Origin of the sequence: Bradyrhizobium campsiandrae, assembly GCF_014529705.1 — a bacterium.
Classification (GTDB): domain Bacteria; phylum Pseudomonadota; class Alphaproteobacteria; order Rhizobiales; family Xanthobacteraceae; genus Bradyrhizobium; species Bradyrhizobium campsiandrae.
Genome location: NZ_JAANIH010000100.1, coordinates 1 through 22,698, shown reverse-complemented (window position 1 = coordinate 22,698; position 22,698 = coordinate 1). Strand labels below are relative to the sequence as shown.

Annotated in this window: 19 protein-coding genes; 12 read left to right on the top strand and 7 right to left on the bottom strand. The window is 64.5% G+C overall.

Going from position 1 to position 22,698, the window contains the following annotated elements:
• Positions 1–222: 222 nt before the first annotated feature.
• The 3 genes from G8O24_RS39935 to ugpB form a co-directional block, all read right to left on the bottom strand.
• Positions 223–1,845, bottom strand: coding sequence for an ABC transporter substrate-binding protein (locus tag G8O24_RS39935; RefSeq protein ID WP_188107981.1), 1,623 nt, complete (start codon positions 1,843–1,845; stop codon positions 223–225).
• 221 nt (positions 1,846–2,066) lie between these two features.
• A complete protein-coding gene (locus G8O24_RS39930) occupies positions 2,067–3,026 on the bottom strand; it encodes an aminoglycoside phosphotransferase family protein (protein ID WP_188107980.1) in 960 nt (319 codons plus the stop codon).
• Between the two features lie 198 nt (positions 3,027–3,224).
• Positions 3,225–4,547 (bottom strand): sn-glycerol-3-phosphate ABC transporter substrate-binding protein UgpB, encoded by a 1,323-nt coding sequence (gene ugpB, locus G8O24_RS39925; protein WP_376708071.1) that lies wholly within the window; start codon positions 4,545–4,547, stop codon positions 3,225–3,227.
• Between the two features lie 294 nt (positions 4,548–4,841).
• Here ugpB and G8O24_RS39920 point away from each other — a divergent pair, with 294 nt between their 5' ends.
• From G8O24_RS39920 to G8O24_RS39875, 10 genes are all read left to right on the top strand, one after another.
• Positions 4,842–5,837 carry a TRAP transporter substrate-binding protein gene (locus G8O24_RS39920; protein ID WP_188107979.1) on the top strand — a complete coding sequence of 332 codons (996 nt, stop codon included), beginning with the start codon at positions 4,842–4,844 and terminating at the stop codon, positions 5,835–5,837.
• A 154-nt stretch (positions 5,838–5,991) separates the two neighbouring features.
• The gene (locus tag G8O24_RS39915) at positions 5,992–7,923 is read left to right on the top strand and encodes a sensor histidine kinase (protein ID WP_376708072.1); all 1,932 of its coding nucleotides are present in this window, start codon (positions 5,992–5,994) and stop codon (positions 7,921–7,923) included.
• Positions 7,893–9,638, top strand: coding sequence for an ATP-binding response regulator (locus G8O24_RS39910; protein WP_188107977.1), 1,746 nt, complete (start codon positions 7,893–7,895; stop codon positions 9,636–9,638). The genes G8O24_RS39915 and G8O24_RS39910 overlap by 31 nt, the downstream gene beginning before the upstream one ends.
• 15 nt (positions 9,639–9,653) lie before the next feature.
• Entirely contained in the window at positions 9,654–10,391 is a 738-nt protein-coding gene (locus G8O24_RS39905) for a response regulator (protein WP_188107976.1), read from the top strand.
• A gap of 410 nt (positions 10,392–10,801) precedes the next feature.
• The gene (locus G8O24_RS39900; RefSeq protein ID WP_188107975.1) at positions 10,802–11,413 is read left to right on the top strand and encodes a sigma-70 family RNA polymerase sigma factor; all 612 of its coding nucleotides are present in this window, start codon (positions 10,802–10,804) and stop codon (positions 11,411–11,413) included.
• Positions 11,414–11,706: 293 nt separating this feature from the next.
• The gene (locus G8O24_RS39895) at positions 11,707–12,405 is read left to right on the top strand and encodes a cytochrome c biogenesis CcdA family protein (protein WP_188107974.1); all 699 of its coding nucleotides are present in this window, start codon (positions 11,707–11,709) and stop codon (positions 12,403–12,405) included.
• Positions 12,406–12,435: 30 nt separating this feature from the next.
• Positions 12,436–12,999 carry a thioredoxin family protein gene (locus G8O24_RS39890; RefSeq protein WP_188107973.1) on the top strand — a complete coding sequence of 188 codons (564 nt, stop codon included), beginning with the start codon at positions 12,436–12,438 and terminating at the stop codon, positions 12,997–12,999.
• Positions 13,000–13,083: 84 nt separating this feature from the next.
• A complete protein-coding gene (locus tag G8O24_RS39885) occupies positions 13,084–14,058 on the top strand; it encodes a hypothetical protein (protein WP_188107972.1) in 975 nt (324 codons plus the stop codon).
• A gap of 198 nt (positions 14,059–14,256) precedes the next feature.
• Complete coding sequence (locus G8O24_RS39880; RefSeq protein ID WP_188107971.1) at positions 14,257–14,850, top strand: L,D-transpeptidase; 594 nt, start codon at positions 14,257–14,259, stop codon at positions 14,848–14,850.
• An 87-nt stretch (positions 14,851–14,937) separates the two neighbouring features.
• Positions 14,938–15,975 (top strand): amino acid ABC transporter substrate-binding protein, encoded by a 1,038-nt coding sequence (locus G8O24_RS39875; protein ID WP_188107970.1) that lies wholly within the window; start codon positions 14,938–14,940, stop codon positions 15,973–15,975.
• Positions 15,976–16,133: 158 nt separating this feature from the next.
• Here G8O24_RS39875 and G8O24_RS39870 read toward each other — a convergent pair whose 3' ends face one another.
• Positions 16,134–17,273, bottom strand: a complete 1,140-nt coding sequence (locus G8O24_RS39870) for an acyl-CoA dehydrogenase family protein (RefSeq protein WP_188107969.1) — start codon at positions 17,271–17,273, stop codon at positions 16,134–16,136.
• Positions 17,274–17,422: 149 nt separating this feature from the next.
• Positions 17,423–18,622, bottom strand: a complete 1,200-nt coding sequence (locus tag G8O24_RS39865; protein WP_188107968.1) for an acyl-CoA dehydrogenase family protein — start codon at positions 18,620–18,622, stop codon at positions 17,423–17,425.
• A 137-nt stretch (positions 18,623–18,759) separates the two neighbouring features.
• Here G8O24_RS39865 and G8O24_RS39860 point away from each other — a divergent pair, with 137 nt between their 5' ends.
• Positions 18,760–19,305 (top strand): carboxymuconolactone decarboxylase family protein, encoded by a 546-nt coding sequence (locus G8O24_RS39860; RefSeq protein ID WP_188107967.1) that lies wholly within the window; start codon positions 18,760–18,762, stop codon positions 19,303–19,305.
• A 90-nt stretch (positions 19,306–19,395) separates the two neighbouring features.
• Positions 19,396–19,890, top strand: a complete 495-nt coding sequence (locus G8O24_RS39855) for a VOC family protein (protein WP_188107966.1) — start codon at positions 19,396–19,398, stop codon at positions 19,888–19,890.
• A 116-nt stretch (positions 19,891–20,006) separates the two neighbouring features.
• Here G8O24_RS39855 and G8O24_RS39850 read toward each other — a convergent pair whose 3' ends face one another.
• The gene (locus G8O24_RS39850) at positions 20,007–21,254 is read right to left on the bottom strand and encodes an MFS transporter (RefSeq protein WP_188107965.1); all 1,248 of its coding nucleotides are present in this window, start codon (positions 21,252–21,254) and stop codon (positions 20,007–20,009) included.
• A 153-nt stretch (positions 21,255–21,407) separates the two neighbouring features.
• The gene (locus tag G8O24_RS39845; protein ID WP_188107964.1) at positions 21,408–22,655 is read right to left on the bottom strand and encodes an MFS transporter; all 1,248 of its coding nucleotides are present in this window, start codon (positions 22,653–22,655) and stop codon (positions 21,408–21,410) included.
• Between the last annotated feature and the right edge of the window lie 43 nt (positions 22,656–22,698).

Below are 22,698 nucleotides of genomic sequence, written 5' to 3'. Positions count from 1 at the left end.
GTCTTATGCGTCTGGGTGTGAGCGGGCAGAGTGGATGCAGAGGCCGCGCTGGGGGGTGGTGCCGATGGCTGGGGGTGGTGGGGTGAGGAGGTAGTTGGAGTGCACCCTCCTCACCCTGCCCCTCCCCCACAAGGGGGGAGGGAATAAGAGGACAGTGGCCAACTCACTCGGACCACCGAAACCAACGCATGCCGATGCGTCGCCGACGATCAGCATGACGCCTCACCCCTTCGCCAGTGCACGATAATCCAATCTGCGGTGGAACCAGTATTGATAGCCCGAGATGTTCTTCTGCATCGCGACGTTGACGAAGGGCTGGTACAGCGGGATGCGCGGGATGTCGGTGTAGGCGAGATCGACGAAGCCCTTCACGTCGGTGTCGTAGGTCGCCATGTCGCCGGTGGCCGCGGCGGTGCGCGCGCCGTCGATCAGCTTGTCCATTTCCGCCGACTTGTAGCTCATGGTGTTGAAGACGGAATTGTTGCCGTGATAGCACCAGTAGAAGAAGTATTCGGGGTAATCGAGCCAGCCCGAGAACACGTTGGTGAAGAGCGGCATTTCCTTCTTGTTCAATTCGGTGCGCCAATTGGCGCCGGGCACCTTGTTGATGGTGGTCTTGATGCCGATCTGCGCGAGAGACTCCTGCACCAGCACGCAGAGCGGCTCGTTGACGCCGGCAAAATTCAGGTCGAACGAGATCGTGGTCTCGAAGCCGTTGGCCATGCCGGCTTCTGCCATCAGCGCCTTCGCCTTCTCGATGTCGGTGTTGTATTTGTGCGGCTGCGGCCAGGCGACTTCGGTCGGCTTGTCCTTGGGCGCGCCGAACATGGGGTTGGCGAGGCCGAACATCACGGCGTCCATGATCTTCTGATAGGGCAGCGCGTAGGCGACCGCCTGACGGACCTTCGGATTGTCGAACGGCGGCTTGGTAACGTTCATGCCGATATACTGGATGCCGTTGGAGAACGGCAGCGACACCACGTTGAGCTTGCCGTTGGCCTTCATCTCCTGGAAGTCCTTGTTTGGCAGCTCATAGGAGATGTCGGCGTCGCCGCGCTCGAGCAATGCGCGGCGGTTGCCGGCCTGCGGCACCATGCGCCAGATCACGCGCTTGATCTTGGGCAGCGGGCCGCCGACCCAATCCTCATTGCGCTCCATGATGACTTCGGTGCCGGCGGTCCACTTGGTCACCTTGTAGGCGCCAGAGCCCGCGGTCTGCTGCTTGGTGAACTCGAGCCCCCACGGATCCTTCTCGCTGGCGTTCTTCTTCACCAGCTCGGAGTTGACGATGCACGGCACGATGACGGCGAGATCGGGCACCGTCAGGCGATCCTTCTTCAGGAAGTCGACGCGCACGGTGTAATCGTCGATCACGACGAACTGCTCGGGCTTGGTGAGCGAGCCCGCGCTCATCTGGAAGGTCGGGAAGCCGCCGACGCTGACGGCGCGATCGAGCGACCATTTGACGTCCTTGGCGGTCACAGGCGTGCCGTCGTGGAATTTGGCGTTCTTCTTCAGCTTGAAGGTGACCGACATGTCGTCGATCTTGAAGTCCTCGGCGAGCTCGCCCTTGAACTTGTCGCGGTCGTAATAGGGCACGCCGCCGGGGCCGCTCTTCATCTCGTGGCTGATCAGCCGGTCGTAGCAATTCCAGGACACTTCATAGCCGGGCACGTTGGTGCCGACGCCATGGATGTCGAGATTGTTGGGGCCGCCTTCCGAGACGATCAGCAGCGTCTCCGAGCGGGCATCGGCATAGGCGGAGGAGATGACCTGCGGCACGGCCGGAAGCGCCGCGCCGGCGGCCAACCCGGACACGGATTTGAGGAAATCGCGGCGCTTCATAAGAATGCTCCAACTCAAAAGTTTTTGGTTGGAACTGGATTCGCAAGGTTCGTGCCAAGGTTTAATGAAAGCCTAAAAGGCAAATAGGCCTTTGAAATCGTTTCTGAAATGGAAAAACAACGAATTGGCTGCTCCGCCGAGATTGCGGGTATTGCATACAAAGATACGCTTTTGCTTATTAAATAGTCTGAATTTCAAGGCAGCCCATTTGGTAAGCGGAGTCACGCCGCCCAGATCAGCTCCTGCAACTCGACCAGATCCGCCGCCTGCTCCTGCCAGCCGTCGATACAGATGTGGCTGTTGAGGTCGCTGGCGGAGTGCAGCAGCATCAACGCCATCAGGCGCCGCTTCAGCGCGAAGTCGGGCTTGGTGTAGCCGAAGCCTTCGAGCAGGCTGCGCACCCGCCCCGGCCGACCCGCGGCCATGAAGGCGCTGGGACCGAGCAGATCGTAATCGCGCCAGCCCGCCCTGACATCGCCGAAGTCGAACAGGCCGGCGAGCGACCAATCGCCGTCATGGCAGGCGAGCAGGAAGTTCTCCGGAATGTATTCGCCGATCAGGATCACCGGCGGCGCGTCCATCGGGATGAGCTTTTTCGCGTCGTCCAGGAGATCGTCGAGACCTCCAAGGAATTTCGGTGCAAGTCCGAGACGGACATGCCGTGCCCTGCAGCCCTGCATCTGCGCGCGCATGAACGCATCCCAGCGCGGCTCGATGTCTGCGAGCGGGCCGAGCGGCGCGCGCTGCACGGCGGCGATGGTCTCGCCGATCTGGCGCAGCACGCGCTCTTTCTGCGTTTCCGGCAAGGACGGCCAGACCTCGGAGCCGAGCGTGCCTGAGAGACGCGTGATGATCAGATAAGGCCAGCCGTCGCGTGCGCCCTCCGCGACGATCTCGGGGATCGGCAGATGCAGGCGGCCCTTGAGCTGCTTCAAGGAGCCGCGTTCGGAGATGAATTGCGCGCGCAACAGCGGCGGGAAGATTTTCAGGATCAGATTCTCACCGAGGCCGACCACGAGATTGGTGCCGGTCGAGAACACATGCGGAGAGCTGACGTCGATGCCGTGACCGCGCGCGATGTCGAGCGCGATCGGCAGCCATTGCTCCGGATCGGAGCGAAAGGCGCGGAAGGCCTGCGCGTCGGCGAAGGCCGGCAGCCGCTGCGATGGAGCTATGGTCATTGGCTTATTGATTCAGTGCGAGCCAAGAAGACGGTGCACCTCTCCCGCTTGCGGGGGAAATCGGCGCGAAGCGCCGGCTGGGGGCTGTCTCCTCTAGGGGATTGTCCCAATGCGGAGACACCCTCTCCCCAGCCCTCCCCCGCGAGCGGGGGAGGGAGCTCACCGCCGTTGCGGAGGCTGCGAGATCTAATCGCAACATCACCGCTCCGGGCTGGCGCGCTCGAACTGGCGCAGCAGCTTGTTGCCACGTTCGACCGCGGCATCGAGTGCGGCTTGCGCGCTCTTGTGGCCGGCGAAGGCCTGCTCCAGCTCGTCCTCGATCGCGCCGCGGATCAGCACGAACGAGCCGAGTCTTGCGCCTTTCGAATTCTCCGTCGGCGGGTGCAGCGTGATTTCCTCGAACGAGATCGCCGAGCCCGGATTGCGATCGTAGAAGCCTTGCGCGCGCGTCAGCTCGAAGGCGGCGCGGGTCACGGGCAGATATCCGGTGTTCTGGTGCCAGGCGGCCTGCACGCCGGGCTGCGACAGATAGGCGAAGAAGCGCGCCACGCCCTTGTATTCCTCGCGCGGCCGGTCGCGCAGCACCCACAGCGTGGCGCCGCCGATGATCGAATTCTGCGGCGCGCCCGCAACATCCGGCCAATACGGCATCATGCCGTAGCCGATCTCGAATTTCGAAAAGGCCTTGATGTCGGCGCGCGTCGCCGAGGAGCCGATGAAGATGCCGCATTCGCCGTTCTGGAAGCGCGGCTCGGCCGACTGGCCGCGGCCGCTATAGTCGAACAGCTTTGTCTTTTGCCATTCGGCGAGCTGGGCGACGTGCTTGACCACGAGCGGATTGTTGATGGTCAGCTCCGCGTCGAGGCCGGCAAAGCCGTTGGCGCGCGTGGCCAGCGGCAGATTGTGAAACGCCGAAAAATTCTCGACGTGAATCCACGACGGCCATGACGTGGTGAAGCCGCAGGCCGCGCCGCGATCGCGCAGGCGCTTTGCGGCCTGTCCGAGCTCGGGCCAGGTCTTCGGCGGCGCCTCCGGATCGAGACCGGCATCGCGGAACATGGTCTTGTTGTAATAGAGGATCGGCGTCGACGAGTTGAACGGGAACGACAGCAGATTGCCGGACGCATCGGTGTAATAGCCGGAGACCGCCGGAAGATAGTCGTTGAGCGAGAACGGCTCGCCCATGTCGCGCATCATGCTGTAGACCGGATAGATCGCGCCCTTGGCCGCGGTCATGGTGGCGGTGGCGACCTCGTTGACCTGGACGATCGCCGGCTGGCTGCGCGAGCGAAAGGCGAAGATCGCTGATGTCACCGTCTCGGTGTAGTTGCCCTTGTAGGCAGGCACGATGCGGTAATCAGCCTGCGAGGCGTTGAAATCGGCGGCGAGCTTTTCGAGCTGCTTGCCGAGCTCGCCCGACATGGCGTGCCACCACGCGATGTCGGTGGCCGCTTGCGCCTGTAAGCTTGACGTAAGGACGGCAGCGGCGACGGCGAGCTGCAAAAGGCGCAATGCTGAAATCACGAGCGCTTCCCGTATCAAGCGGCAAAAGGCGACCGTATCCTGCTTAAGGCCCGCCACCTGTCGTTTCAACCGGGAATGAAGGCGGGTCGCACCGCACAATCGCCCGGTCAGGACGGGATAGCCTTCCCTTTACCATCTGCCCGGAGCCCCGCGCCGATCGGCACGGCGCTCCGGATTCTTGATTTTGACGCGTTTTCTTTACGCGAACCGGTATCCACTTCGCTCGAAAACGCTTTAGATTGCATTGAACCTTTCGCTCCCGCCATAGACTCCATCACCGAGGGGTTGAGTGTGCCAGTGCCAAACCGTGCCGAACTCTCACGGACCGGGGTGATTTTCGTCGCGCTTCTGCTCGCCATCTGCGCGACGAACGCCGCTGCGCGCGAATTCCGCGCCGCCGACACCCAGACCGAGGACTACCCGACCGTCCAGGCGCTGCGCTACATGGGCGCGCTGATCGCCGAGCGCACCAAGGGACGGCACGAGATCAAGGTGTTTCACTCCCGCCAGCTCGGCGAGGAGAAGGAGACGATCGAGCAGACCCGCGCCGGCGCGATCGACCTCAACCGGACCAATGTGGCCCTGATCGGCAATTTCGTCCCGGCGATGAACGTGCTCGCCATGCCGTTCCTGTTCCGGTCCATCGAGCACATGCAGAAGGTGCTGGACGGGCCTGTCGGCAGCGAGATCCTTGACAGCTTCGAGCCTTACGGCTTCGTCGGGCTCGCCTTCTACGATTCCGGGGCACGCTCGATCTACAACGGCGTCCGCCCGGTCAGGAGCATCGCCGACCTCAAGGGATTGCGGATCCGGGTGCAGCAATCGGAGTTGATGAGCCAGATGATCCGCGCGCTCGGCGCCGAGCCGGTCGAATTGCCCTACGGGCAGGTGCTGACGGGGCTCGCGACCCGCCTGATCGACGGCGCCGAGAACAACTGGCCGTCCTTCGTGACCACGGACCATTACAAATATGCCGGCTATTACACGCTCACCGAGCACACGATGAGTCCCGAGGTGCTGGTGATGTCGCTCAAGGCCTGGCGCAGCCTGTCGGCCGAGGACCAGGCCATCTTCAAGGAGGCCGCGCAGCGCTCCTCCAGGTTCATGCGCGAGAAGTGGCGCGACCTCGAGGAGCAGTCGCAGCGCAAGGCGGAGGCGGCCGGCATCACCGTGATCAGGGACATCGACCGCAAGCCGTTCGAGGACGCGATGGCGCCTGTGTACGCCAAGGCCGCGCAGGATCCCACTGCTGCCGCGCTGATCGAACGCATCCGCAAGGTGGAGTGACGCTGCCTTGATCGCGCCCGGCACCAGCGAGATCGCAGAGCGGCCGCCCGGCCCGGCCGGGCGGCTGCGCGCGCGTCTCGTCGGCGTGCTCCGGGCGGTGCCGATCCGCTGGCGCATCCTGTCGATCGCGGCGCTGAACTCGGCCGTGGTGATCGTGCTGGTGGCGATGATCTGGAACGGCGCGCAGGTGCTTGGCTCGGCCTGGGACGACGTCCGCCAGGTGCGCGAGTCCGACCGGATCCTGGCCCTGCTGGAAAGCGAGACCGGGCGCCTGCAGAACCTGATCCACCGCTACATCAACCAGCCGAGCCCGGACCTGTTCGCCGAGATCCTGCTGCTGCGCGAGGCCGTGCTGGGCACGCTGTCCGACCGCGCCGCCAAGGACCCGATGCTGTCAGGGTCGGTCGAGGAGCTGGAACGCACCACCGACCGCTTCCTCAACGGCTTCGGCGAACTGCGCACCGTGCAGGCCACCATCGCCAGCACCTATGAGGAGCAGGTGCAGGGCCCGGCCAGGGACATGGCGGGCCTCTATTCCATCATCGAGGGCGCCACCGGCCATCGCGACGCGCTGATCTGGCCCTCGCTCGGCAAGTCGCGCGAGGCCTTCACCGCAATGCTGGTCGCGGCCAATTCCTACTATCTGTCGCAATCGGTCGCGGCGGCCGACGACGCGCGCCGCCACACCGAGACGATCGAGAAGACCATTCCTGTGATGATCGACCTTGCCGACAACGATCTCCAGAAGATGGCGCTGCAGAAGCTCGGGGCCCGCACCGCGGCGCTGCGCGAAGGCTTTGCCAAACTGTCCGAGCAGCTGACGAGCCGCAACGAACTCCTCCGCAACACCATCGACGCCAGCCAGGCCGAGGCGATCGGCGCCATCGACGATCTCTCGGCCAAGATGCGCCAACGTGAGCAGAAGGCGCAGGAGACGTTCGACCGCACGCTGGCCGACATTTCCCGTCGTGTTCTCTCGATTGCGGTGATCTTCCTCGGCATCATCCTCTCCGCCGGCGTGCTGATCGCGTTGTCGATCCGCCTGCCGCTGCAGCAGATCATGACGGCGATGCGCGCGATCACGCTCGGCGATCTCGGCCGCGAGGTGCAGGGCACCACGGCCCGCGACGAGGTCGGGGCGATGGCGCGCGCGGTGGAGGTGTTCCGCGAGAACGCGATTGCGAAACGCCAGACCGAGGACGAGCTGCGCGCCTCGAAGGAAAAGGCCGAGAGCGCGCTGCTCGAGCTCAACACCGCGCAGCAGAATCTGATCGACGCCGAACGGCTCGCTGCGCTCGGCGGCCTCGTCGCCGGCGTCGCGCATGAGGTCAACAATCCGATCGGCATCAGCCTGACGGTTGCGTCCAGTTTTGCGCGGCGCAGCGAGATCTTCGAGGCCCAGCTCAGAGGCGATGGCGGCCTCCGCCGCTCGCAGCTCGAGGAATTCGTGCAGTCCTCGCGCGACGCCTCGCAGCAGCTCGTCGCCAACCTCACCCGCGCCGGCGAGCTGATCCAGTCGTTCAAGCAGGTCGCGGTCGACCGCTCCCATGCCGAGCGGCGGCAGTTCTCGCTCAGCGAGGCCACCGACCAGATCATCGCGAGCCTGAAGCCCGTGCTGAAGCGTTCGCCGATCACGCTGCAGGTCGACGTGCCCGAGGGACTGCTGCTCGACGGCTATCCCGGCTCCTATGGCCAGATCCTGACCAATTTGTTCCTCAACGCCGCCAACCACGCCTTTGCCGGCGGCCGCGCCGGCACCATCACCATCTCGGCCCGGCCGCGCGGCCTTGAGGATATCGAGATCATCTTCGCCGACGACGGGGCAGGCATGACCCCGGACGTGCAGCGCCAGGCCTTCGACCCCTTCTTTACCACGAGGCGCAATGAAGGCGGCACCGGACTGGGCTTGCATATCGTCTATAACCTTGTCACCCAGCAGCTCGGCGGGCGGATGATGCTGGAATCCAAGCTGGGACAAGGCACCACTTTTCGGATTATCATGCCGCGGATCGCCAAGGGCGGCGCGCAAAGCACAGAAAGCGACGGGACTTCTCAATGGCCGAACAGGACGATGTCCTCCACCTGATCGACGATACCGGTACCGCGTCGGAGGATATGGACGCCCGGAAATGGAAGATCGCCGTCATCGACGACGATCCGGCGGTGCATGACGGCACCCGGTTTGCGCTGTCCGACTACACCCTGAACGGTCAGGGCCTCGAAATCCTCTCCGCCCATTCCGCGGCGGAAGGTCGCAAGCTGATGGCCGCGCACGGCGACATCGCCGCGGTGCTGCTCGACGTCATCATGGAGACCGACGTCGCCGGCCTCGAGCTGGTCGAATACATCCGCAACGTGCTCAAGAACGAGACCGTGCGCATCATCCTGCGCACCGGCCAGCCCGGCCAGGCGCCGGAGCGGCGCGTCATCGTGCAGTACGACATCAACGACTACAAGGCCAAGACCGAGCTCACCGCCGACAAGCTGTTCACCTCGCTGACCGCGGCGCTGCGTTCCTACCAGCAGCTCGAGCGCATGGTGCAGACGCGGCGCGGGCTCGAGATCATCATCGATGCGGCCTCGACGCTGTACGATTTCAAGTCGATGCAGCGGCTCGCCGAGGGCGTGCTGACCCAGCTCGCCTCGCTGCTCAATGTCGACTGCGCCGGTATATTGGTGCTGCGCGACAATGGCGGCACCGACCCCGAGCTCTCGGTGCTGGCCGGCAGCGGCTGCTACAGCCGCTTCATCGGCACGACCTCGTCGAAGGCGCTCGACCCTGATTTGCGCCAGCTGGTGGAGGACGCCTTCCAGCGCCGCAAGAACGAATTCGCCGACCATCGCAGCGTGATTTACCTGCGCACCGGCTCGGGGCGCGAGGTGGTGGTGCTGCTGCAGTCCGAGCGCGATTTGTCCGAGACCGACCGCTCGCTGGTCGAGATCTTCTCGTCCCGGCTCTCGATCGCGTTCGACAACGTCATCCTCTATCAGCAGCTCCAGGACGCCAACACCCAGCTGGAAGACCGCGTCGCCCAGCGCACCCGCGCCTTGATGCAGGCCAACCGCCGCCTCTCGGCGCAATGGCTGCGGCTGCAGCGCGCCAACGGCTTCAAGAACGAGATTCTCGGCACCGTCGCGCACGATCTGAAGAACCCGCTCGGCGTCATCCTCGGCCGCACCGAGATGCTGAAGGAGCTGATCTCGACCGGCGCCTCGGCATCAGGCGTGGTCGCCCAGGTCGATCATATCAGAGACGCCACCAAGCGCCTGACCACGATGGTCGACCATTTGATCTCGGACGCGATGGCGGACGCCTTTGACATCACCATCCGCCGCGAGCCGGTCGACGTCGCGGCGCTGGTGAAGGAGGTCGCCGAGGCCAACCAGCCGCTCGCGGTCAACAAGCAGCAGGCGATCAGCGTCAGCGCGCCGGCCAACATCGTCACCATGTGCGACACCGACCGCATCCGCGAGGCGATCGACAATCTGATCAGCAACGCCATCAAATATTCGCCGATCGGCGGTAAAATCATGGTCGCTGTCACCCATGAAGGCAACGACACCGTCATCCAGGTCAGCGACGAAGGCGCCGGCCTGTCGCCGGAGGATCTCGGCCGCCTGTTCGGCCGGTTCCAGCGGCTATCGGCAAAACCGACCGCAGGCGAGAGCTCGACGGGGCTTGGGTTGTCCATCGTCAAGCGTATTATCGACATGCATGGCGGCGAGGTCACCGCCGAGAGCGACGGCCCGGGCAAGGGCTCGACCTTCACCATCACCCTGCCCGCGACCGAAATGCCGTGATTGAGATGCCGTGACATGACACAAAGCCAGCACATCATGATCGTCGATGACGAGGCCCCGGCCCGGGAAATGGTCGGCGATTACCTCAAGATGCACGGCTTCACGGTGACGCTGTGCGACGGCGGCAAATCGCTGCGCACCGCGATCGACGGCAGCATGCCCGACCTCGTCGTGCTCGACCTCAACATGCCCGAGGAAGACGGCCTGTCGATCATCCGCGACCTCAAGAGCCGCATCAACGTGCCCGTGATCATGCTCACGGCGACGGCGAGCCCGATCGACCGCGTCGTCGGCCTCGAGCTCGGTGCCGACGACTATGTCGCAAAACCCTGCGAGCTGCGCGAGCTGATGGCGCGCATCCGCTCGGTGCTGCGCCGGAGCGGGCCGGCGAAATCAGCTGGCAGCGACGCAACGCCGGCGAAATCCGACAAGGATCAGTTGGTGCGCTTCGGCACCAAATGGCTCGACCTCGAAGCCCAGGCCCTGCGCGACGACGAAGGCAACGAGCATCCGCTGACGGCATCCGAGTTCGGGCTCTTGAAGGTGTTCGCGGCCAATCCGAAGCGGGTGCTGTCGCGCGAGCGGCTGCTGGAGCTCGCCAACGCCCGCGACGCCGAAGCCTTCGACCGCGCCGTGGACCTGCGCATCATGCGCATCCGCCGCAAGATCGAGCCCGACCCGACCAAGCCCGCCGTGATCCGCACTATCAGAGGCGGCGGCTATTTGTTCTCGCCCCAGGGCGAGAAGGCGTAAGGGCGGGCCGCCGTAGGGTGGGCAAAGGCGCAATGCGCCGTGCCCACACCCTCTCTCTCGAATCTTGGAAAGGACGTGGGCACGGCGCAAAAGCGCGCCTTTGCCCACCCTACAGCACCGTGCTGGGAGGCCGGTCTTCGTCGCGACGACGGCACCGTGTGCGGCGCGGTCAAACGCAAGCCCTCAGAATTGGTTCCGCGCAGTCCAATTCGCCGGTACCGTATTTTCCACACATTGAAATCGCTAGGCTTTTTGGCCCGAATGTTTCGTCGCGATTTGTTCGACGAAACAATTTGGCAGCGCACGAAACCATTTTCCCCTTTTCGTGCAGACGTCCCGAAACGTTGGCTCATTAACACTTTGGTCCAAGGAAACGCCGCTCGGTTGCGGCGCACCGTGGAGCCAAGTCAATGCGGAACGTCATCGCCATCAACGCCCAGGCCAGTCAGAGCATCATTGCCGCTCAGGCGACTTCGGACGACATGCTTCTGGAGAGCATTGCCGACGGCAACCGGACCTCCATGCACATCCTCTATTGCCGGCACAATGTGCGGGTCTACCGCTTCATCCTGCGGATCGTGCGCGATGCCACCACCGCGGAAGACCTCGTCAGCCAGGTGTTCCTGGACGTGTGGCGGACCGCCGGCCAGTTCCAGGGCCGCTCGCAGGTCTCGACCTGGCTGCTCTCGATCGCCCGCTTCAAGGCGCTGACCGCGATGCGCCAGCGCCGCTTCGAGGACATCGACCAGGAGGACGTGCGCCAGATCCCCGACAGTTGCGATACGCCCGAGACCTCGCTCGACCGCAGCGACACCAGCGCCATCCTGCGCGCCTGCGTCGCCAAGCTGTCGCCGGCGCATCGCGAAATCATCACCCTCGTCTACTACCATGAGAAGTCGGTGGAGGAGGTCGGGCAGATCATCGGCATCCCCCAGAGCACGGTGAAGACGCGGATGTTCTACGCCCGCAAGCAGCTCGCCGATCTGCTTAAGGGTTGTGGCGTCGACCGCTTCGCGGCCTGAAGCCGAATGATATCAATCAGATAGGGCCGGATATCCGGCCCTCTTCCGGGACACGAACGCGTTACCGTCGACGAAACAAATGAAACAAAGCACAACATCAGGCGGAAAAACTTCGTCCCTATAAAGCTCCCATACGGTTTTGCTTCAACCTCCCAAGGACCTCCGACGACCCGGACGGGATGCCCCCCTCCGGGTCGTTTTGTCTTTGGCGGCGCGTCACGAGCGCGTGACGACGTGTAACGACGGGTGCACCGGACCCGAACTGCCCTCGTGACCTCCATCACGAGGGCTCCATGCTCGAACTTCTCTTCGCCGTCCTCGCCGGCATCCTGACCATCGCCGCGCCCTGCACGCTGCCGATGCTGCCGATCCTGCTCGGCGCCTCGATCGGACGCACGTCGCAGCTGCGGCCCGCGATGATCGCGCTCGGCTTCGTCGTCTCCTTCTCCGCGGTCGCGCTGCTGCTTGGCGCGCTGACGCGGGTGTTCGATTTCGATCCGAATCTGCTGCGCGAGGCGGCGGCGATCCTGCTGCTCGGCTTCGGCCTGTTGATGCTGTGGCCGGCGCCGTTCGAGTGGCTGTCGATCCGGCTCAATGGCTGGCTCAATCTCGGCGCGACGGGCGGGGCGCCGCGCGAGGGTGCGCTGGGCGGGCTCGTGCTCGGCACCACGCTCGGCCTGGTGTGGACGCCCTGCGCAGGTCCGGTGCTCGGCTCGATCCTGACGCTGGTTGCGACCTCGAAGAACCTCGCCTGGGCCGGCACGCTCTTGATCGCCTATGCGATTGGCGCTGCGATCCCGATGCTGGCGATCGCCTATGGCGGCCAGGCCGCGACCACGCGCGTGCGCAGTCTGGCGCGCATCTCGCCGCGCCTGCAGCAGGGTTTTGGCGTCGTGGTGATCGCCTTCGCGCTCGCCGCCTACTTCCAATACGACACGCTGATCGTGGCGTGGCTCACCTCGATCTATCCCACCGGCCAGATCGGCCTGTGATCGCGTCCCCTCGCAACGGAGAACATGTCCATGACCTTCAAACTGCTCACTGTGGCCGCCGCCCTGATCGGCTTCACCGTCACCGGCGCCGTCATACCCGGCATCTGCGGCGAGGCGACGCAAGCAGCGCCGGTCAAGGTCGCGGCCGCAAGGCAAGGCACCGCGCCCGATTTCACCGGCATCAGCAACTGGTTCAACTCGAAGCCGCTCAACATGGCCGATTTGCGCGGCAAGGTCGTGCTGGTCGACTTCTGGACCTATGGCTGCGTCAACTGCGTCAACACGCTGCCGCACGTCACCGAACTCTATGCCAAGTACCGGGATAAGGGCCTCGTCGTGGTCGGCGTGCACACGCCGGAATTCCCGTTCGAGCGCTCCGCCGCCAACGTGCAGGCGGCGCTGAAGCGCCACGGCATCACCTATCCGGTGGCGCAGGATAATGATTCCAGGACCTGGAACGCCTACAGCAATCAATATTGGCCGGCGCAATACATCATCGACCAGAGCGGCAAGATCGTGTTCCAGCATGCGGGCGAAGGACGCTACGACGAGATCGATCGCACGGTCGCGAAGTTATTGAACGTCAACAGCTGATGCCCCCTGCCGCGGCTGTTCGTTGCTGCTTGACTCCACGGACCCGTCCGTGGAGTTTCGCGCGCAACGCAATCAGCTGCCGCAATGAACGACGCGACCACCAGCAACGACATCCGCCTTCGCGAGGGCTCCTCGATCGCGCAGCGGCTGGTCGTGGCCGGTTCTGCGGCGGCCGTTGCGCTCTGTTTCACGCCGGGCCTGTTCACGCATGATGTCCTGGAGATCGTCATCTCCGTGGTCGCGCTGCTGGCGGGCACTGCCTTTGTCGCCGCGGTGATGCTGACGCCGGCCGTGGTGTGGATCATCACGCCGCAGGAGATCCTGATCGGAAAGCAGCGTCCATTCGGCAAGCTGCAGACGCGGATCGTTGGGAAAGACGACATCACGGGATTGCAGGTTCCCGGCAGCAAAACCGCAAAGACCCGCTTTCAGTTGGCCTTCACCCTGGCTTCGGGCGAACGGCTGATGTCCCCGCCGCTCTCCGACGTCACCCATGTTCATGACACCGTGACCCGGATTGCCGCGCAGTTCGACGTTCCTGACGTCGAGGCGCCGATCAATCCGCTCGATGCCAGCAATCCGGAGATGCGTGTTGGTGAGCCCGTCGAGCCGTTTTCGCAGCGAGACATCCGGATCGCGGCCTTGATCGTGGTCGCGCTGAGCGCCGCACCCTACGCCTACAGGCTCTGGCGCGGCCTGCCGCCGCAATGGATCGACTACATGCTGCTACCGCTGGGCGTGATCGCCGCGTTCGGCGTCTATCGGTTTGCCAATCTCGTCACCGGCGCCTTCTGGATCATCCGCGAGGGCGACATCCGCGTCGAGCGCCTGCGGGGCAATGGCCAGCCGCGCGCGGACCATATCGAAGGGCCCGACGTGAAGGCGATCACGGTCGATCGCCGCGGCCGGTCCGAGGACGAGCACTGTATCGTCACGATCCGAACGCGATCCGGCCGACGCTTTCGCAGCCCCCGCATCGGCTCGCGGAGCGAGGCCCGCGCCGTCGGCGCCGAGATCGTGCGGCGGCTCGGGATCGGGGCGGAGGCAAGCCAGATCTGACCTGGGAGCGCACCGACCTTGCAGCCTCAATCTATGCTTTTCGCGCCGTCCCGCATTCATGGCATTGCCGGGACCCGTCAAAAAACCAAAGCATTCTCGTGACATACCAACAGGGCACGCCTTGAACTTGCCATGAAGCTGCCCCTGAGTTCAGATGGTTCGGAACGATTTGCGCTGTGGCAGCGGGGAGAGCTTGAAATGACGGATTTTCGTCGCCTGACCGGGGCGTTTGTGGCTGCGATCGGCTTGATCCTGTCCTCGGCCCACGCCTTCGCCCAGCAGCCGGACCGCGGCGACGAGCCCGGACTGATCGCCGACGACAGCTACGAGCTCGATCCGGAATGGCAGAAGCAGGTCGTGTACTACCGCACCACGGAAGCGCCGGGCACCATCATCATCTCAACGTCAGAGCGTCACCTTTATTTGGTGCAGCCGGGCGGGCGCGCGATCCGCTACGGCATCGGCGTCGGTCGCGACGGTTTCCAGTGGCAGGGGCTGGTGAACATCACCAACAAGAAGGAGTGGCCGGACTGGACCCCGCCGCCGGAGATGATCCAGCGCCAGCCCTATCTGCCGCGCTTCATGGCCGGCGGCCCCGGCAATCCGCTCGGCGCCCGCGCCATGTATCTGGGCACCACGGTCTACCGCATCCACGGCACCAACCGCCCCGACACGATCGGCACCAAGGTGTCCTCGGGCTGCTTCCGCCTGGTCAACAACGACGTCGCCGATCTCTACGACCGCGTCCCTGTCGGCACCAAGGTGGTCATCCGCCAGAAGCCCGAACTGTAAGGCTCCTCGCGCGGGCATGATCTTCCGGATCATGCTCAGCGCCCTCCCCCAAAATTCCTTTTCCCGATTTTTCGAGAGAGCAACATGATGCGCACATTTCGAGGCGGCCTGCTGATCGGGCTCGCGGTCGCCGTGCTGGTCGCCGCCTTGGCCATCACCTACGAGTTCTACGACACCCGCACCTTGAAGCGCACCGTGCGCCGGGGCGAGGTGCTGTGCGGCGTCAACAAGGGCCTGCCGGGCTTCTCGATTCCCGACGACAAGGGCAACTGGACCGGCTTCGACGTCGATTTCTGCCGCGCAGTGGCGGCCGCGATCTTCGACGATCCGAGCAAGGCGCGCTTTGTGCCGCTGGACGCCAGCGAGCGTTTCAAGGAATTGCAGAGCCGGAAAGTCGACATCCTCTCGCGCAACTCGACCTGGAGCATGTCGCGCGAGCTCGACTACGATCTGTATTTCCCGGCTGTCGCCTATTACGACGGCGAGGGCTTCATGGTGCCGCGCTCCCGCAACAAGGAGACCTCGCTCGACCTCGCCGACAGCAAGGTCTGCGTGCAATCCGGCACCACCACGCTGCTCAACCTCGCCGACTACTTCAAAGCCAACAACATGAAGTACGAGCTGGTGAAGTTCGACAAGCTTGAAGACGTGGTGAAGGCCTACGACACCGGCAAGTGCGACACGCTCACCGCCGACGTCTCGCAGCTCTATGCGCTCAGGCTGAACATGTCGAAGCCCGGCGATCACATGATCCTGCCCGACATGATCTCCAAGGAGCCGCTCGCCCCCGTGGTGCGCCAGCGCGACGACGACTGGATGATGATCGTGAAGTGGACGCTCTACGCCATGATCAACGCCGAAGAGCTCGGCGTCACCTCCGAGAATATCGACGAAGCCCTGAAGTCGAAGAAGCCGGAAGTGATGCGCCTCGTCGGCACCGAAGGCAATTACGGCGAGCAGCTCGGCCTCACCAAGGACTGGGCCGCACGCATCATCCGCCGCGTCGGCAATTACGGCGAAATGTACGAGCGCAATATCGGCGAGAAGTCGCAGCTGAAGATCCCGCGAGGGATGAACCAGCTGTGGAATGCCGGCGGCGTGCAGTACGCGCCGCCGATGCGGTAAAGCGTAGCCTTGTAGGGTGGGTTAGCCGCGCAATTGCGCGAAGCGCAATTGTTCGGCGTAACCCACCATGCTTCCGCGTTTGCCGAACGAAGTTGGTGGGTTACGCCCTGCGCCTGCGCTTCGCGCAGCCGCACGGCTAACCCACCCTACGAGAGCCCTCAATACCCCCGCGCGCGCGCCAGCTGCTCGGTGTGGTAATTGGCATCGCCGAACAGCTCCTCGCACACCCTCGCTCGCTTCATGAAGAAGCCGATGTCGAACTGGTCGGTCATGCCCATGCCGCCATGCATCTGCACGCCTTCCTGTACCGCGCGGGTGGCGGTGGTGCCGGCGCGCGCTTTTGCGACTGCGACGGCTGACGCAGCCTTGCCGACGTCGGCATCCAGCGCCTGCAGCGCCTTCATGGTGGCGGCGCGGGTGATCTCGATGTCGACATAGAGCTCGGCGGCGCGGTGCTGCAGCGCCTGGAATTCGCCGATCAGCTTGCCGAACTGCTTTCTGTTCTTGAGGTACTCGACGGTGCGATTGAACACCTCGTCGCTGAGGCCCACCATCTCGGCGGCGATCGCGCCGCGGCCGATGTCGAGCACGCCATCAAGCAAGTCGGCGCCCTGGTCGACCTCGCCGAGCACGCCGTCGGCGTTGACCTCGACATTGGCAAGCTCGATGCGCGCGGCGTTGTGCGCGTCGACCATGATGGTGCGCTCGATCGACACGCCCTTGGCTTTAGGGTTGACCAGGAACAGGGTCAGGCCCTCGCGCTCGCCGGCGGAGCCGGAGGTGCGCGCGGCGACGATGACGAGGTCGGCGACGTGGCCGTCGACGACCAGCGCCTTGGCGCCGGAGAGCTTGAAGCCGTTGCCGGCGCGCACGGCCTGCAAGGCGGTCTGGAGCGGACGATGCTTGGCGCCTTCGTCGATGGCGAGCGTCGCAAGCAGCGAGCCGCTCGCAATCCTCGGCAAGAACTCCGACTTCTGCGCGGCGTTGCCGCCGCGGTTGAGCGCCGAGGCAGCGACCACTGACGTGGCGAGGAATGGCGACGGCATCAAGGTGCGGCCGATCTCCTCCATGACGACGCCGGCTTCCATGTAGCCGAGCCCGCTGCCGCCGAATTCTTCCGGCACCAGCAGACCGGCAAAGCCCATCTCGGCGAAGGACTGCCACAGCTCCTTGGAGAAGCCCGTGGGATCCTTGGAGTCGCGCAAGGACCGCAGGTGCGACACCGGCGCCTTGTCGCTGATCAGCCCGCGCGCGGAGTCGCGGAGCATGGATTGTTCTTCGGTGAGGACGAGGGCCATGTGTGTGGTTCCGATTCGAAATCTATTTTGGTTCGTCATTCCGGAATGCGCCGTTAGGCGCAGGCCCGGAATCCATACTCCCGACTGGTGGTTATGGATTCCGGGCTCGCGCGTTGCGCGCCCGGAATGACCGGTGGTGACAGCGTGGCTTACGCCCCCGGCAGATCCAGGATGCGTTTGGCGACGATGCCGAGCATGACCTCGGACGTGCCGCCCTCGATCGAGTTGGCCTTGGTGCGCAGCCAGGCGCGCGGACGGGCGCCCTGCTTGGAGCGCTCGCTCTCCCATTCCAGCGCATCGACGCCGCCGGCCGACATCAGGATCTCGTAGCGGCGCTTGTTGAGCTCGGTGCCGTAGAATTTCATCGCCGACGAGAACGCCGGATGCGCCTGACCGGCCTTGGCGAGATCGACCGCACGTTCCGCACACGCTGCGAGCGCCGCCTCATCGACGTCGAACTTCGCGATCTGGCCGCGCAGCATCGCATCATCGAGCTTGCCTTGCGCATCCGTGCCGACGGAATCCGCTGCGATCTGGCCGAGCGGACGGCCGACGCCGCGCTCGCCCATTCCGGAGATCATCGCGCGCTCGTGCTGCAGCAGATATTTTGCGACGTCCCAGCCGCGATTGACGGTGCCGACCACATGGGATTTCGGCACGCGGACGCCGTCGAAGAAGGTTTCGCAGAAGGGCGAATAGCCTGATATCAGCAGGATCGGCTTGGTCGTCACGCCCTTCGAGGTCATGTCGAACAGGATGAAGCTGATGCCGTCGTGCTTCTTGGCGGTGGGATCGGTGCGGACGAGGCAGAAGATCCAGTCGGCGTAGTTCGCATACGACGTCCAGATCTTCGAGCCCGTGATGACGAAATCATCGCCGTCGCTTTCGGCGCGGGTCTGCAGCGAAGCAAGATCGGAGCCGGCGTTCGGCTCGGAATAGCCCTGGCACCAGCGGATCAGGCCCGCCGCGATCTTGGGCAGGTGCTCCTTCTTCTGCGCCTCGTTGCCATACTTCAGAAGCGCCGGCCCGAGCATCCAGATGCCGAAGCTCGACAGCGGCGGGCGCGCGCCGATCCGCGCCATCTCGGAGCGCAGCACCTTGTGCTCGGCGGCGCTTAAGCCGCCGCCGCCATATTCCCTGGGCCAGTCGGGCACGGTCCAGCCCTTGTCGCGCATGCGCTCGAACCAGATGCGTTGCGGCTCGGAGGAGAATTTTGCGCTTCGCCCGCCCCAGAACACGTCGGCATCCGAGGTCGCGGGCTTGCGCATCTCCGGCGGGCAGTTGGCTTCCAGCCAGGCGCGGGTCTCGCTGCGGAATTGCTCGAGTTCAGCTGTCTCGGTTTCGCTCATGGTCGTTTCCATCAATCATAACAGATTTGTTGGGCGCGACTCTGGGCCAAGCCCTCGCGGAATTCAACCACTTCCGCAATCCGTCATCGGCTATACTCGCCACCACGACGGTGCTTGAAAACAAAGAGGAAACGCGAATGCGCCTAAAGCTTCTTTCGCCTGGCGAAATGAACGAGAGCCAGCGGCAGACCTATGACGAGTCGATCGCCGGCAAGCGCGGCAAGCCGCCGGCGCCGATGATGGCCTGGCTCCACAGTCCCGACATGGCCCGACATGCGACGCGGCTCGGCGAAGTGCTGCGCTACGATACGATCTTTCCGGCGAAGCTTTCGGAGATCGCGATCCTGGTGACGGCGCGGCACTGGACCGCGCATTACGAATGGTACGCGCATAAGCGCCTCGCGCTTGCCGGCGGCATGGACCCCAAGATCATCGACGCGATCCGCGACCGCCGCACGCCTGCGTTCGACGATCCCAAGGGGAAGATGATCTACGACCTCGCCAAGTCCCTGCATGAGGGGCACGGCGTCGAGAAGGGTCTTTACGATGAAGCTGTCAAACTGCTCAGCGAACGCGGCGTGGTCGAGGTCATTGGCCTCTGTGGCTACTACACGATGGTCTCGATGACGCTGAACACGTTCGAGTTCGAGCTGCCGGAGGGCGAGCTGCCCGAATTGTCATAGATTCGTATCCGGAAACGCTGGGTTTCGAGATCGGCCCGTAGCGCGGTCGGAATAGCCGGCTTAAGTGGGATTCAGACACGGAGGAGCCACATGTCGCAAACGTCGCCCGTTGCCGCCGGCACCAGGATCGGCCACGTCCACCTCAAGGTCGCCGATCTCGATCGCGCGCTCGGCTTTTACTGCGGCGTGCTCGGCTTCGAGCTGATGCAGCGCATGGGTTCGGGCGCGGCGTTCATCTCGGCCGGCGGCTATCACCACCACATCGGGCTCAACACCTGGGAGAGCAAGGGCGGCTCGCCGCCGCCACCGGGGACGACCGGGCTGTTTCACACCGCGATCCTCTATCCGACGCGGCCGGCGCTGGCCGATGCGCTGCATCGGGTGCTGTCGGCCGGCATCGCGTTGGATGGCGCCAGCGACCACGGCGTGTCGGAGGCCCTGTATTTGCGCGATCCCGACCAGAATGGCGTGGAGCTGTATTGGGACAAGCCGCGCGAGCAATGGCCGATCGGGCCGGATGGCAAGCTCGCGATGTTCACGAAGCGGCTGGATGTAGAGGCACTCTTGCGACAACGCGAGGCGTGATGCCGCGGTGATTTCGTAGGGTGGGTTAGCCGAAGGCGTAACCCACCTCTTCCGTTTCCGCGGAGATGAACAGTGGTGGGTTACGCCGAGCGATTGCGCTTCGCGCGATCGCAGGGCTAACCCACCCTACGAGAGCTTTGCTTTTGGCTTCCCCGCACCATGATCAACGCGGCCGCCGCCACTTCCAGCACGACGCAGAGATAGAACGGCAGCGCGTATCCGCCGGACCAATCGCGCAAGGCGCCGACGACGCCCGGACCGAACGCATAAGTCACCTGGTTGATCGCGGTGTTGAGGCTGATCAGCACGCCGAACGCGGCGCTGTCGAATTCCTGCTGCACGATCAGCGACGGCAGGGTTATGAGATTGCCGACCGAGAAGCCGAACACGGCGCAGGCTGCGATCAGCACGTAGTCATCATGCAGGTTGATGACGACGCACAGCGCGGCGGCCTGGCTCAGGAACGAGATCGCAGAGGCGAGCCGCTGGTTGAGGCGGTCGATCACCAGCGAGAACAGCACGCGGCCGATCACGGCCATCGCGGTGAGCACCGCGACCGCGACGGCCGCGCGCTCGCGCCCGATCACGGGATCGAGGAATGAGATCAGATGGACGATGAAGCCGACCTGCGCGAACAGCACCAACGCGAACGCAATGGTGACCGTGAGGAAGCCGATGTCGCGCAGCGCCCAGGCGCGGATTTGCGAGGAGGATTGCGGCTTCGCCTTCGCCGCGCGCTGCCAGCCATGGAGATCGGGCGGCCGGCCGACGACCAGCAGAATCACCGGTAGCAGCAGCACCAGCATGGCGGCCGCGGCGGCAACCATCGCGCTGGCGAAGCCGATATGGCTGATCATCATCACCAGCAGCGGCACGCCGACGATGCCGCCAAAGCTGGCGCCGTTCAGCGCGAGACTGATCGCCATGCCGCGCTTGTGGTCGAACCACAGGCTGATGGTGTTGGTGATCATGGCAAGGCTGGTGCCGGCCCAGCCGAAGGCGAGCACCGCGTCCGCCAGATAAAGCTGCCAGGGCTCGCGCACCGCGCCGATCGCAACGCCGGCTGCCGCCATCGCCAGCGTGCCCGATATCAGGCAGATGCGCGGACCATATTTTCGGACGGCTTCGCCGACGAAGACGACCAGCAGCGCGCCGAACAGATAGAAGAAGGTGGTGCCCGACGAAATCAGCGAGGCCGGCCAGCCCCGCGCGCGCTGCAGCTCGGCGACATAGACGCTCTGGCCGTAGAAGCCGAGCCCCCAGCCGAAGGTCGCGAGCAGGAAGCAGACGGCGACGATGCGCCACCCCTCGTAGCGGAGGGAGGATTCGTCGATTGGAACGGTGGTGCGGGGATTATCGAGCATTTGCGCTTCTCCTTGAGCCTCCCCGCGAGCGCTTCACGTAACGCCCGCCTGTTGATGACGAGCATCATGTAACAATCGGACGTCCGAAAATCACTTCGACCTCGATCGAACTATCAACGTTGCTGACAGCCTCCTGCCAGTTTGATGGCGCAGTCAGATCGCGTCCGGGAACTCGCCCATGGCCGCCTCGAGCCGCGCCTTGCGGCGGCGGGCCCAGGATGCCAGCGACAGCGCGACGAGGCCGAGCGCAACAGGCGGGAACACCACCATGTTCACCGCGGACCAGCCGTAGTTCGCCAGCAATTGCCCCGACGAGAACGAGCCGATCGCCATCATGCCGAACACCAGGAAATCGTTGAAGGCCTGCACCTTGTTGCGCTCCTGCGGCCGGTGTGTCTCCAAGACCAGGGCGGAAGCACCGATGAAGGAGAAATTCCAGCCGACACCGAGCAGCATCAGCGTCGCCCAGAAGTGCATCGCGGTGATGCCCGACAGCCCGATGGTGGCCGCGCCGGCTTCCAGCAGCAGGCCGGTGGCGACGATCCTGGGCGCGCCGAAGCGGGCGATCAGCGCACCGGTGAAGAAGCTCGGCCCGTACATGGCGACGATGTGCCATTGAATGCCGAAATTGGAATCGGACACGCTCAAGCCGCACATCTTCATGGCTAAGGGCGCCGAGGTCATCACCAGATTCATCATGGGATAGGCGATGACGCCACACAGGGCGGCGGCGATGAAGCGCGGCTGGGTCACGATCGTCAGCAGCGGCCGTCCGCCGTGCAGATCCGACGGCGCGGGCTTGGGCATATCGACGCCGGCGACGATGCCCATCGCGATCAGCGCCACGGCGGCCTGCACCAGGAAGCTGAAGGCGAACAGATAGGGCGACCAGACATCCATGGTCCATTGCACGAGCTGGGGCCCGAGCACGCCGGCGAACACGCCGCCCGCCATCACCCAGGACACGGCTTTCGGCCGATAGGCCGGGCTGGCGCCGTCGGCGGCGGCGAAGCGATAGGATTGCGCCACCGAGCCGTAGAGGCCGCCGAGGAAGGTCGCCAGACAAAACAGCGCGAACGAGCCGTGCAGGATCGCGAACGAGCCGAGCAGGCCCGTGAGCGTGCCGAGGCCGGTGCCGATGATGAAAGCGGCGCGGCGGCCGAAGCGGCGCGAGATCGCGCCTGTCGGCAGCGTGCCGGCGGCGAGGCCCAGCACATACATCGAGATCGGCACCGTCGCGAACGACATGTCGGGCGCGAGCGTGGCGCCGACGATCGAGCCGGTGGCGAAGATGACGGCCGAATTGGCGCCGGTCAGCGCCTGCGCGGCGGCAAGGCGCGCGACATTGCCGCGCACGCGGGCGTCATCGGCAATCTCATTGGCTGTCGTCACGTCCAGCATCGGCATTTCCGCCCGAAGGCCTTATTGATTCCCGGCACTATGG

What these genes read in the sequence shown, in the direction of transcription:
- G8O24_RS39865 (WP_188107968.1), bottom strand. Translation starts at nt 18,622, where the DNA reads ATGAGCGAAACCGAGACAGCTGAACTCGAGCAATTCCGCAGCGAGACC.
- G8O24_RS39910 (WP_188107977.1), top strand. Translation starts at nt 7,893, where the DNA reads ATGGCCGAACAGGACGATGTCCTCCACCTGATCGACGATACCGGTACC.
- G8O24_RS39860 (WP_188107967.1), top strand. Translation starts at nt 18,760, where the DNA reads ATGCGCCTAAAGCTTCTTTCGCCTGGCGAAATGAACGAGAGCCAGCGG.
- G8O24_RS39845 (WP_188107964.1), bottom strand. Translation starts at nt 22,655, where the DNA reads ATGCTGGACGTGACGACAGCCAATGAGATTGCCGATGACGCCCGCGTG.
- G8O24_RS39880 (WP_188107971.1), top strand. Translation starts at nt 14,257, where the DNA reads ATGACGGATTTTCGTCGCCTGACCGGGGCGTTTGTGGCTGCGATCGGC.
- G8O24_RS39935 (WP_188107981.1), bottom strand. Translation starts at nt 1,845, where the DNA reads ATGAAGCGCCGCGATTTCCTCAAATCCGTGTCCGGGTTGGCCGCCGGC.
- G8O24_RS39900 (WP_188107975.1), top strand. Translation starts at nt 10,802, where the DNA reads ATGCGGAACGTCATCGCCATCAACGCCCAGGCCAGTCAGAGCATCATT.
- G8O24_RS39890 (WP_188107973.1), top strand. Translation starts at nt 12,436, where the DNA reads ATGACCTTCAAACTGCTCACTGTGGCCGCCGCCCTGATCGGCTTCACC.
- G8O24_RS39875 (WP_188107970.1), top strand. Translation starts at nt 14,938, where the DNA reads ATGCGCACATTTCGAGGCGGCCTGCTGATCGGGCTCGCGGTCGCCGTG.
- G8O24_RS39895 (WP_188107974.1), top strand. Translation starts at nt 11,707, where the DNA reads ATGCTCGAACTTCTCTTCGCCGTCCTCGCCGGCATCCTGACCATCGCC.
- G8O24_RS39870 (WP_188107969.1), bottom strand. Translation starts at nt 17,273, where the DNA reads ATGGCCCTCGTCCTCACCGAAGAACAATCCATGCTCCGCGACTCCGCG.
- G8O24_RS39885 (WP_188107972.1), top strand. Translation starts at nt 13,084, where the DNA reads ATGAACGACGCGACCACCAGCAACGACATCCGCCTTCGCGAGGGCTCC.
- G8O24_RS39930 (WP_188107980.1), bottom strand. Translation starts at nt 3,026, where the DNA reads ATGACCATAGCTCCATCGCAGCGGCTGCCGGCCTTCGCCGACGCGCAG.
- G8O24_RS39905 (WP_188107976.1), top strand. Translation starts at nt 9,654, where the DNA reads ATGACACAAAGCCAGCACATCATGATCGTCGATGACGAGGCCCCGGCC.
- G8O24_RS39855 (WP_188107966.1), top strand. Translation starts at nt 19,396, where the DNA reads ATGTCGCAAACGTCGCCCGTTGCCGCCGGCACCAGGATCGGCCACGTC.
- G8O24_RS39850 (WP_188107965.1), bottom strand. Translation starts at nt 21,254, where the DNA reads ATGCTCGATAATCCCCGCACCACCGTTCCAATCGACGAATCCTCCCTC.